Below are 760 nucleotides of genomic sequence, written 5' to 3' on the forward strand. Positions count from 1 at the left end.
GGACAACGATCATCCGGTTCAATACAAACAGCGGTTCCCTTGCCATGTCATCGGTCCACAAGCGGTAAAGAACAGATGCTATGTCAAGGCGGCGCTGATGACGCGCTTACGCATATTCCACGGAAGTGCCGACAACTACAACTCCATTGCGCCGTGCCGCGCATATGTTGAACGCTTGAAATCGAAGGGAAAAGACGTCGAGCTTACTGAATATCCCGGCGCGGGCCATATTTTTGACGGGAAAGCGTTCAAGCACCCGCTGTCGCTTCCAGAGGCGCAGACAATGCGGAACTGCCGATGGGACGAGGGGGAAAACGGGCAAATATTCAGTGCGCAAACCAGGCAGCCGTTCTCGTATAGCGCCCCCTGCGTCGAACGCGGAGCAACGCTCGCTTACGACGACAGCGCGGCAATGCAAGCCATACGGGCAGTACGGGAGTTCGTCACCACCACGCTTAAACGTTGCGCTCGCCATAGCATGATGGGTACCGACACGCACGGCGCTTGGAAAAGCTGCGTGCAATCTACCGCCTTGTTGGTCGCATGCCCGTCACTGAACCGGGGCGTTGTCCTAAATTGCCCAACTCGGCGACCGTCCGTTTCCGTCAGACATACGGCCGTCCGACGCGACGCCGTCGACGTCCCCTCCTGGCCCAGAGCGTGTCAAAACGCTGAGTCACCGGGAATTAACGAAACCTGTCTTGCCGCAGGTTTCGACTTTTCGATTGCGGCGATCCGAGCGTCAAATCACAGCGGAAGT

The 760-nt window shown here is 57.5% G+C and carries 1 pseudogene; it reads left to right on the forward strand.

What is annotated here, in order from left to right:
* A pseudogene (locus tag HV670_RS30750) lies at window positions 1–760 on the forward strand (hypothetical protein); the annotation flags it as partial.

Source organism: Pararobbsia alpina, assembly GCF_902859895.1.
GTDB classification, from domain to species: Bacteria; Pseudomonadota; Gammaproteobacteria; order Burkholderiales; family Burkholderiaceae; genus Pararobbsia; species Pararobbsia alpina.